The organism is Nostocoides japonicum T1-X7 (assembly GCF_001046855.1).
In the GTDB taxonomy this organism is placed as follows: Bacteria; Actinomycetota; Actinomycetes; order Actinomycetales; family Dermatophilaceae; genus Nostocoides; species Nostocoides japonicum.
In genome coordinates this window covers 3,016,095-3,026,047 of sequence record NZ_HF570958.1, presented here as the reverse complement: position 1 = coordinate 3,026,047, position 9,953 = coordinate 3,016,095, and the positions used below count along the sequence as shown (strand labels likewise).

10 protein-coding genes are annotated in these 9,953 nt (G+C 74.6%); 6 read left to right on the top strand and 4 right to left on the bottom strand.

Features of this window, described 5'->3' with window-relative positions; genetic code table 11:
* A partial coding sequence (locus BN12_RS13600; protein ID WP_083454639.1) for a lysylphosphatidylglycerol synthase transmembrane domain-containing protein occupies positions 1-1,090 on the bottom strand: 1,090 nt, incomplete at its 3' end.
* Positions 1,087-1,905: a PIG-L deacetylase family protein gene (locus tag BN12_RS13595; RefSeq protein ID WP_048553237.1), complete on the bottom strand. Its 819-nt coding sequence runs from the start codon at positions 1,903-1,905 to the stop codon at positions 1,087-1,089. The genes BN12_RS13595 and BN12_RS13600, both read right to left, overlap by 4 nt.
* Before the next feature lie 36 nt (positions 1,906-1,941).
* On the opposite strand from BN12_RS13595, the gene BN12_RS13590 reads away from it, so the two are divergent.
* Positions 1,942-3,066, top strand: a complete 1,125-nt coding sequence (locus tag BN12_RS13590; protein ID WP_235432406.1) for a glycosyltransferase family 4 protein — start codon at positions 1,942-1,944, stop codon at positions 3,064-3,066.
* Positions 3,063-3,776, top strand: a complete 714-nt coding sequence (locus tag BN12_RS13585) for an NUDIX hydrolase (RefSeq protein WP_048553233.1) — start codon at positions 3,063-3,065, stop codon at positions 3,774-3,776. Before BN12_RS13590 ends, BN12_RS13585 begins: the two co-directional genes overlap by 4 nt.
* A 35-nt stretch (positions 3,777-3,811) precedes the next feature.
* Here BN12_RS13585 and BN12_RS13580 read toward each other — a convergent pair whose 3' ends face one another.
* Positions 3,812-4,417 carry a hypothetical protein gene (locus BN12_RS13580; protein WP_048553230.1) on the bottom strand — a complete coding sequence of 202 codons (606 nt, stop codon included), beginning with the start codon at positions 4,415-4,417 and terminating at the stop codon, positions 3,812-3,814.
* A complete protein-coding gene (locus BN12_RS13575; RefSeq protein ID WP_048553229.1) occupies positions 4,417-5,814 on the bottom strand; it encodes a PspC domain-containing protein in 1,398 nt (465 codons plus the stop codon). Before BN12_RS13575 ends, BN12_RS13580 begins: the two co-directional genes overlap by 1 nt.
* Before the next feature lie 114 nt (positions 5,815-5,928).
* Here BN12_RS13575 and BN12_RS13570 point away from each other — a divergent pair, with 114 nt between their 5' ends.
* The 4 genes from BN12_RS13570 to BN12_RS13555 form a co-directional block, all read left to right on the top strand.
* Positions 5,929-7,656: an ATP-binding protein gene (locus tag BN12_RS13570; protein WP_235432405.1), complete on the top strand. Its 1,728-nt coding sequence runs from the start codon at positions 5,929-5,931 to the stop codon at positions 7,654-7,656.
* Entirely contained in the window at positions 7,653-8,351 is a 699-nt protein-coding gene (locus tag BN12_RS13565; RefSeq protein WP_048553228.1) for a LuxR C-terminal-related transcriptional regulator, read from the top strand. Before BN12_RS13570 ends, BN12_RS13565 begins: the two co-directional genes overlap by 4 nt.
* 438 nt (positions 8,352-8,789) lie before the next feature.
* Positions 8,790-9,152 carry a hypothetical protein gene (locus BN12_RS13560; protein WP_048553227.1) on the top strand — a complete coding sequence of 121 codons (363 nt, stop codon included), beginning with the start codon at positions 8,790-8,792 and terminating at the stop codon, positions 9,150-9,152.
* A 172-nt stretch (positions 9,153-9,324) separates the two neighbouring features.
* The coding region (locus tag BN12_RS13555) for an IS110 family transposase (protein WP_048553226.1) at positions 9,325-9,953 on the top strand (629 nt) is incomplete at its 3' end.

The following is a 9,953-nucleotide window of genomic DNA, read 5'->3' as shown; positions in this document are numbered from 1 at the left end:
GCCGTCCCGCGGCGGGGGCGGGCGAGCCCGGTGTCACGGGATGCTTCGGCAGGACCGACCAGGCGAGCCAGCCGAGGCCGCCGAGCGGGATCTCCATGAGGTGGGTGAAGACGGTGAAGAGGAGGACGAGGGCCGTCGCCGCGGCGGGGTCGGCGCCCCAGCCGACGAGCGCGGTCGCCGTCGCCGTCTCGGTGACCCCGATGCCGCCCGGCGTGATGCCGACGGCCGTGAGGAGCCGGCCGATGGCATACGCGGCGAACAGCATGCCGAGCGGCAGGTCGACGCCGACCTCGCGGGCGATGAGGACGAAGAGCACGTAGTACACGCCGAAGTAGCCGACGAGCCCGAGCGTGAGGCTCAGCCAGTGCGCCCGGATGAGGTCGGACGTCCGGGCCCGCAGGTCCATCGTCACCGCCTCGATGCTCGCCGTGCGGGTCCGGGGGAACCGCTGCATGAGCGAGCCGAAGACGCGGTCGAGGACCCGGCCGATGGTCCGGGCGGCCCGCTCCGACCACAGGACCGACACGAAGGCGACGATGATCGCGATGCCGGTGATGCTCGCCGCGACGGCCGCGTCGGCCAGGGCCTGGGGCAGGCCGGTGTTGCCGACGTAGAGCGCGATGATGGCCAGGACGGGCAGGGTGATGCGGGACAGGACGTTCCACACGCCGGTCACGATGGCCATCGTCGAGACCCGTTTGGCGTCGAAGCCCCACGTGCGGCACATGTAGTACGTCGCCGCGAGACCGACCGCGCCGCCGCCCGGCAGCAGGTTGCCGACGGACGAGCCGGCGACGTTGACGATGAGCGCCTTGGGATGGGTGATGCCGGGCATCGCGCCGGTGATCGTGAAGGTGTAGCAGTAGAGCCCGACGAGCATGATCGCCTGGTAGCCGAGGGCCTTGCTCAGCGGGACCCGGTCGACGATGACGTGCCACACCTCCGGCCACGTCGTCTGCGCGAAGTGCGGGAGCCCCCACACGAGGAGGACGACGGCCCCGCCGACGCCGATCACGATCTGCACGGCCTGCCGGATCCGGGCCCGGCGACGGCTCCGCGCGGCGTCGGCCGGGGAACGGGCAACGCTCACGGGAGCCCCTCGAAGACGTCGCGCCGGACCTTCGAGCCCTCCGGCAGGGCCGGGTCGCGGTACCACTCCCGCCCGAAGACGACGTCGAAGAGCGGACGCGGTATGCGGAGGAAGGCTGCGAGGGTGCGGTCGCCGGAGTCGGCGGTCGCCTGGGAGGCGTGGGCGCGCATCGCCGCCCGCTTGGCCCCCGCATACCGGCTCACGGAGATTCGGTGGGTGACCTCCGAGCGCGGGCTGAAGGAGGAGGTGAAGACGTCGACGTCGAAATCCGGAGGGAAGCGGTAGACGAGGGACGCGAGCCGCACCGCCCGCGCGAGGTCGTCACGGGGGATCGTCGCCTCGAGGACGCGCGGGGTGCCGGCGATCTCGGCGGCCCGCGCGGCGACCGCGTGGACGTGGACGTGGTCGCGATGGCCGTACCCGCCGTTGCGGTCGTAGGAGAGGAGCACGTCGGCGCGCTCGGTCTTCAGGATCGCGGCGAGCCGCTCCGCCGCCTCCTCGACGGGCGCCCGGACGAAGCGGACCCGCCCTCGCGGGTCGGGCGGGACGGGGCCGTCGAGGCCGCTGTCGGCATACCCGAGGTACTCCACCCGGACCGCCCCGAGCGCCGCGGCGCTCTCCCGCGCCTCGTCGAGGCGCCGGCCGCCGACGTCGCCCGCGGCCGCCGTGTCGCTGTCGACGAGCCCCAGCTCACCGTCGGTCGCGACGACGAGGACGACGCGATGACCCTCCGCGGCGGCACGCGCCATCGTGCCGGCGGTGAGGAGTGCCTCGTCGTCGGGATGGGCGTGGAAGGCCACGAGAGTCCGGCTCATCGGGCTCCATCCTGTCTCATGGCAGGCTGTCACCCCGTGAAGGTCGCCATCCTCTCGGACTGCTACCTGCCCCGGCTGGGCGGGATCGAGGTCCAGGTGCACGACCTCGCGACCCGGCTCGTCACGGCCGGGCACGCCGCGGAGGTCTTCACGGCGACGGCCGGCCCGGCGGGGGAGCGCGGCGGTCACGTCGAGGTCATCGACGGGGTCCGTGTGCACCGGATGGCCATTCCGCTGCCCGGAGGGGTGCCCGTCAACCCCCTCGCGCCGCCTGAGGTGGCGCGCCGGCTCCGCGAGGGAGGCTTCGACGTCGCCCACGTCCAGATGGGGGTCGTCAGCCCGTTCGCGACGGACATGGCCCGCGTCGCGCTGTCGGTCGGGCTGCCGACGGCCGTCACGTGGCACTGCGTCCTCGGCGTGTCGCGGCCCCTGTTCGCCGCGCTCGGGAGCGCCCGGAGGTGGGCCCGGTCGGGCGCCGCGCTGAGCGCCGTGTCGTCGATGGCCGCGGCCCGGGTCGCCGACATCGCCGGTGGGGCCGACGTCCGGGTCCTCGGCGACGGGATCGACGCGGCCCGCTGGGCACCGTCCGTCCCGCGGATGCCCTCGGCCGACGGGGTCGTCCGGGTGACCTCCGCTCTCCGGCTCGCCCGGCGCAAGCGGCCGGGCGCCATCGTCGACGTGCTCGACCGGGCGCGTCGGCTGCTCCCGGCCGACGTCGGGCTCGAGGCCCACGTCTTCGGCGACGGACCCCAGCGACCCGTCCTGCAGTCCCGGCTGCGGGCGCGGGGCATGTCCTCGTGGGTGCACCTGCGCGGGCGGGTGAGCCGGGAGGAGCTGAGGGAGGCCCACCACGGAGCGGACGCCTACCTGTCGCCGGCGCGGCTCGAGGCGTTCGGGATCGCCGCCCTCGAGGCGCGGACGGCCGGCCTCCCCGTCGTCGCGCGGGCCGGGACCGGTGTCGAGGACTTCGTGACCGACGGCGTCGGCGGACTGCTCGCCGACGACGACGAGGGCCTGGCCCGCGCCCTCGTGCGCCTCGCGACCGACACCGACCTCCGTGTGGCGATCGCCCGCCACAATGCGACGGTGCCACCTCCCCAGGACTGGCCCGCGGTCGTCGAGGCCACCCTCGCGGAGTACCGGCGGGCAGGTGCCCCATGACCGCGGCGAACCCGGCCGTCCTCGTCGAGGGTCTGCTCGGCGGGTCACCGGTCGTCGCCCTCGAGCTCGCCCACGGGGAGCCGCCTGCCCTCGCGCTCGCCCGGGCCGGCTGGCGGGCCGAGCGGGCACTGTCCGCCGTGTCCCTGCCCGGCCCCGAGTGGCGCGTGCTCGTCCGGTATGCCGTCGCGCCCGCCGATCCGGTCGACCTCCCGGCCGAGCCCACCGTGCGGCGGGACGCGGGGCTCGGCGAGGTCGACGTCGCCGGAGCGGTCGTCCGGCGGCGCGTCGCGGCATACGCACTCGTCTCGAGCGCGCGAGGGCTGCTGCTCACCGAGCTGTCCGCGCGGACCAACGTCGCGGGACGCTGGAACCTGCCCGGCGGCGGCCTCGACCCCTGCGAGCAGGTCGAGGACGCGCTGCGCCGGGAGGTGTGGGAGGAGTCCGACCAGGAGATCGAGGGCGTCGCGTTCCGCGAGGTCGTGAGCGACCACTGGGTGGGGCGGGCGCCGCACGGTGTCGTCGAGGACTACCACGCCGTCCGCCTCATCCACACCGCCCGCTGCCCCGACCCGACCGATCCGGTCATCCACGACGTCGGCGGGTCGACGTCGGACGTGCGGTGGTTCGGGTGGGACGAGGTCGGCCAGGTGCCGCTCGCGGACAGCGTCGCGCCCCTGATTCGCGATGCGGTCCGGCGGCACCTGGCCTAGTTCGTGGTGGGCGATCGTCGCCCGGGTGCTCGGGCTCAGGATCGCCTGCCGTGGCGCCGGGCCATGCCGAGCAGGCCGAGGAGCACGAGCACGAGGCCGAGCCCCAGCACGAGACCGGGACCGGTGACCGACCAGTCGATGTCGACGTCGGTGATCTCGGAGACGAGGGCCAGGCCGGCGATGACGAGACAGGCGAGTCCGGCGAGGACGGTGGCGACGGACGGGCCGACCTTCCACACGCGGCCGGGCGCCGCATACACGGGGTTCGCCTGGGGGCTGGGGGAGGGCGTCGGCGCCTCGGGAGGCAGGGTTCCGGTGGGTCCGGTCCCGAAGAGGTCGTCGAACGGCGTGCTCCGACGGCCGCCCGCAGGCGTCGCCTCGGAGGCATCGCCGGCAGGGGTCTGCCTGGAGTCGCCGGCCGCGGATGCCTCCACGGCGTCGCCTGCCCAGGGCGTTCCCTCCGAGCCCCCGGTCACCGCGGGACCGGACGGGTCGGCGGGGCCCTGCTCGGGGAGCTCGCGGGTGCCGAGGTCGAGCTGCTCGGTGGGGGTGGGGTCGCTCATCGCCGTGTCCTTCGTCGTGTCGATGGGTTCGGTGGGGCTCGTCTCGAGACGCTCGTCGGGCCCGGGCTGCTGCGACATCACGACACCTGCCTGATGTGCGTGGAGCCGAGGCCGAGGCTCGACTCGACGTAGACGTCGACCGGCCCGTCGCCGACGACGGTCGTCGCCGAGCCGTCGCGGTTGCCGGAGTCGCGGTCGTGGGAGGACGCGGGCCGGGAGGCGAGACGTCGCCCGTCGAGGCTGATGTCGCCGACCCCGACCGTGCTGCTCACCTGGGCCGTGAGCCCGGCGGGCACCTCGATCGTCAGGTCGCCGACGCCCTGGCTCACCGAGATGTGCGACGGGGTCGCCGGGTCCGTCGACAGCCGCGACAGGTCGAGGGTGCTGTCGCCGGCGCCGAGCCGGAAGGTCTGCTCGCTCGCCGAGTCGGCGGGTCGCCACGTGCGGTCGCCGACCCCGTCGGTGAAGCGCACGCCGGGGAGGAGCACGGCACCGGCCGTCGCGATCGCCAGGAGGGTGGCGACGAACCCGTTGAAGCCGCCGCTGCGCCCCATGACGCCGAGGACGACGAGGAAGAGGCCGAGCGTCGCGAGCGCGGTGATGAGGCCGAGGGTGACCGGTCCGCCGGAGAAGCCGACGGTGTCCTGGACGAGGTAGCCGACGCCGTAGCCGACGAGGGCCAGGCCGAGGCCGAGGACGCTCACCCCGGCACCGGGTCCGCGGCGCTTGGGTCGGGGAGGACGGGGAGGGGACGCGGTGGCTCCGGTCGGTGGGTAGGCGGGCGGCGGGTATGCGGGACCCGAGCCGGAGCCCGCTCCGGCCGCACCGGAGGCCGTCGGCGTCGCATACGTCGGATCCGCGTAGCTCGTGCCGGAGCCCGCCGCCTGGTAGGTCGTGCCCGTCGTGGCGGCCGATGTGCCGTCGGAGGCGCCGTACGAGCTCCACGCGGGGTCACCTGTCGCCCCGTAGCCGGACGATCCATAGCCCGACGTGGGGCTCGTCGAGGACCGGATGCCCGTCGGCACGATGGGCTCCTTGCGGGCCAGCCGGTAGACGACCCATGCGACGATCGCCGCCGGGACGAGCCAGCCGGCCGCCCACCAGCCGTCGCCGTGGGCGAAGACGGGCCCGCCGAAGAGCGAGAACGCCGCGACGACGAGGAGGACGATGGCCCAGCCGTCGCCGTGCCGGACCGCCTTCTCGGCGAGGATGTCGCCGGTCGTCGAGGGCAGCGCGGCCCACAGGACGAGGTAGGCGGTGATGCCGAAGCCCCCGAAGCAGGCGAGCACGACGAACAGCGCCCGGACGACGATGGGGTCGACACCGAGGCGGTGGGCCAGGCCGGCGCTCACGCCGGAGACCCATCGGTCGTCGGTGTCGCGGCGGATGCCCAGGCCGCGCAGCCAGCCGAAGATGCGGTCGAGGGTGTCGCCACCAGGCTGCTGGGTCGGGGTCGGGGGAGTCGTCTCGCTCATGCATCCAGCGTGTCGTGAGGGACCGACGGCTGCCATGCGGGTCGACCCTGAGCGCACCCTGACCGCACCCGGAGGCGAGCCGGTCCTGGGTGGATCGTGCGCCAGGATGGGGGTGTGCCCACTCCGTACGAGATCCGCGAGCCCGCCGAGGCGGGGTCCTCGCGTGCGGGCCGGTCGCCGTCGGGGGCCGGGCGGTCCGTGCGGCCCACGATGGTGCGCCCCCGGAAGGGGCGGCACCTCGCCGGCGTGTGCGCGGGGCTCGCCGGGCACCTCGGGCTCCCCGTGGGGTGGGTCCGGGTCGCGTTCGTCGTCCTCACGGTGGCGGGCGGTGCCGGTGTCGTCGCCTACATCTTCCTCTGGGTCCTCGTTCCCGAGGACGACGGAGCCGTCCAGGCCGTGCCGGCCCGCTGGCTCCTGCCGGACTCCGGCCCCGTCGCGCAGCGTCCCACGGGGTCCCGCCCACCGATGGACCCCGCGCAGGCGGTCGCCGGCCCCTCGACCGGGCCCCCCTCCCCTCCCGTCGCGGGCTCGGGGCGCGTCACGGCCGGCTCCTCGGACGATGCCTCCGACGGGTTCGAGCTGCGCGGCGGTGCGCTCATGGTCGTCGGCGGCCTCGTCGCGCTCGCGGGCCTCGTGCTCGGCGTCCGGGCGCTCGGCGTCGCCGTGCCCACCGGCCTCGTCGTTCCCGTCCTCGTCGTCGGCGTCGGGGCCGTCATCGCGTGGTCGCAGCTCGACGACGCGCAACGGTCGCGCTGGCTCGGCACCGAGAGCGGTCGCCGCGGTCCGGGCGTCGCGCGGCTCGTCCTCGGCCTCCTCCTCGCGGCGGTCGGCATCGTCGCCCTCGTCCTGCGGGGCCGCTCGCTGACCGACGTCTGGGACGCCCTGCTCGCGACGCTGGCCGTCCTCGTCGGTGTCGGGCTCATCGCGGCCCCCTGGGTCGTCCGGCTCTGGGGCGACCTGCGCGCCGAGCAGGTCGAGGCGGCCCGGGCCCGCGAGCGCGCCGACATCGCGGCCCACCTCCACGACTCGGTCCTGCAGACCCTGGCGCTCATCCAGCGCCGGTCCGACGACCCGCACACCGTCTCCCAGCTGGCCCGGGCCCAGGAGCGGGAGCTGCGGGCCTACCTGTATGCCGGCCCCACGGGTTCGCAGGCGACCCTCGCCGCCGCGCTCACCGAGGTGGCCCACGACGTGGAGGACGTGCACGGCATACCGGTCGACCTCGTCGTCACCGGCGATGGACCGCTCGACGAGAGCAGCCAGGCCCTCGTCCGGGCCTTCCGGGAGGCCCTGCTCAACGCCGTCCGCCACGGCCGCCCGCCCGTCACCGCCTATGCCGAGGTCGGCGCATCGGGGGTGGAGGCGTTCGTCCGCGACCACGGGGACGGCTTCGACCTCGACGCCGTCCCCGAGGACCGCCTCGGTGTCCGCGAGTCGATCCTCGGTCGGATGGAGCGCCACGGCGGCCGGGCCACGGTCCGGCTCCTCGACCAGGGCACCGAGGTCGCCCTGACCCTGCCTCCGACCCAGACCCCAGCTTCGTCGGTCACCCAGACTCGCCCGGCGGCTCCCGCGCAGACTCCGGGCCAGTCGGCCACCCAGACTCGCCCACCAGCAGCCGTGGCCCCAGCCCCGTCGGCCACCCATACCTCGGCTCCGCCGGCGACCCGGAGCCCGGCCCCGTCGGCGACCCGGAGCCCGGCCCCGTCGGCGACCCGGGGCCCGGCCCCGCCGGCCACCCGTACCTCGGCACCGCCGGCCACCCAGACCCCGCCATCGACTCCCGCCCAGGCCCCGTCAACGACTCCCGCCCAGGCCCCGCCACCGAAGGATCCGCCATGACGACCCCACCCATCCGCCTCGTGCTCGTCGACGACCACCGGATGTTCCGCACCGGCGTCAAGGCGGAGCTCGCGGAGGTGTCCGCGGCGGCCTCCGGGCTGCGCTCGGTCGAGTTCGCCGGCGAGGCGCCGGACGTCGACACGGCCGTCGCCGTCGTTCGCGAGCAGCGCCCCGACGTCGTCCTCCTCGACGTCCACCTGCCCGGGGGCCGCGGCAATGGCGGGGTCGACGTGCTCCACGGCTGCGCCGGCGCCCAGGCCGCGTCGGGGGAGCCGGTGCGGTTCCTCGCCCTGTCGGTGAGCGACGCGGCGGAGGATGTCATCGCCGTCATCCGGGCCGGTGCGCGTGGCTACGTGACGAAGACGATCAGCGGCACCGACCTGCTCACCGCCATCCGCCGGGTGGCCGACGGGGACGCCGTCTTCTCGCCGCGTCTCGCCGGGTTCGTCCTCGACGCCTTCGGCGCGGCCGCGGGCGAGATCGCCGAGGTCGACGAGGAGCTCGACCGCCTCTCCGCCCGCGAGCGCGAGGTGATGCGGCTCATCGCGCGCGGGTACCAGTACAAGGAGGTCGCCAAGGAGCTGTTCATCTCGGTGAAGACCGTCGAGACCCACGTCTCGTCGGTGCTGCGCAAGCTCCAGCTCTCCAACCGCCACGAGCTGACCGCCTGGGCGATGGGCCGCCGCCTCCTGTAGCCGCGCTCGGGCGCACTCCCGGAGTCGACCCTGGCCCTCGCGATCTCCGCACATGCCGAGAAGATGTCGTCGTGGGACGTTCTGGACAGCAACAACTCGGCACGTGCGGGGTGGAGGTGTGCACGTGCCGAGTAGATGTCGTCGTACGGCCTTCTGGACGACAACAACTCGGCACGTGCGGGGTTGTCGTGGTCAGTTGGCCGGCGAGACCACGGAAAGCCGGCACCTGCCGAGTCGGGTGGCGGCAGGTGTGAGGTTGTCGTGGTCGGTTTGGCCGGCGAGACCACGGAAAGCCGGCACCTGCCGAGTCGGGTGGCGGCAGGTGTGAGGTTGTCGTGGTCAGATGGCCGGCGAGACCACGGAAAGCCCGCACCTGCCGAGTCGGGGTGCGGGGAGCGGGCGGGCCGGCTCCAAGGCGGATCACGTAGGGTCCGCCGAGTGACCGTCGTCATCCACATCCTCCTCGTCCTCCACCTGCTCGGCATGGCCGCGATCCTCGCGGGCTGGACGGCCTACCGGATGGGCGCGGGGAAGGCGCTCGCGCCGCTCGTCTGGGGTGCGCGCGCCCAGATCGTCACCGGGCTGCTCCTCGTCGGGCTCAACGAGGCGGACGACCAGGCTGTCAACCACGCCAAGATCGGCGTCAAGCTCCTCGTCGCCCTCGGCGTCGTCGCGTGCGCGGAGATCGCCAACGCCCGCGGCCGCAGGGAGAAGGGCGAGGTGCGGACCCTCGTCGACGCCGCCGGCGCGCTGACCGTCGTCAACGTCTGCATCGCCGTGCTGTGGACCTCCGCGTCCTGAGGCCCGCTGCGGAGGGCGGAGTGTCGGGTTGGTATGCCTAGCGCGGGTCGGTCAGACCCTATGAGGGTGCGCGGTTGGGTGTGGGTCTTGTGGCCGGAGCCTCGCGTATGCAGGAATTCGTGGATCACCTGCTCGATGGGCGGGCGGGTGCCGACATGCATAGGAGGCTCCGGTGTTCACTCAGCGTACGAGTGTTGGGCTGGATGTTCATGCCCGGTCGGTGCGGGTGGCGGTGATCGACACGGTGACCGGGGAGGTCATCGAGCGGGCGGTCGCCCCGGCGACGGCGGCGGTGGTGGCGTTCGTGGCCGCGGTCGCGGTGGAGCATGGGCCGGTGCTGGTCACCTACGAGGCGGGGCCGACGGGGTTCGGGTTGGCGCGGGCGCTGCAGGCGGCGGGGCATGCCTGTCAGGTCGCGGCGCCCAGCAAGCTGCTGCGGCCGGTGGGGGACCGGGTCAAGACCGACGCCCGGGATGCGATGCTGCTGGCCCGGCTGGCCCGTAACGAGGACATCGTCGCGGTCGCGGTGCCGTCCGTGTCCCAGGAGTCGGCGCGGGATCTGGTCCGGGCCCGGGAGGACGCGCGCGGGTCGTTGATGGCGGCCCGGCACCGGCTGTCCAAGCTGTTGCTGCGTCACGGGCACGTGTTCGACGGGGACGCCTGGACCGGCCGGCACGAGGCGTGGCTGCGGGCCGTCCGCCGCGACCATCTGGCCGGGGGCGGGGCCGGGACGTTGGCGGCGTTCGACGACGCCTACGACGCGGTCACCCACACCCTGGCCCGCCGGGACCGGCTCGATGA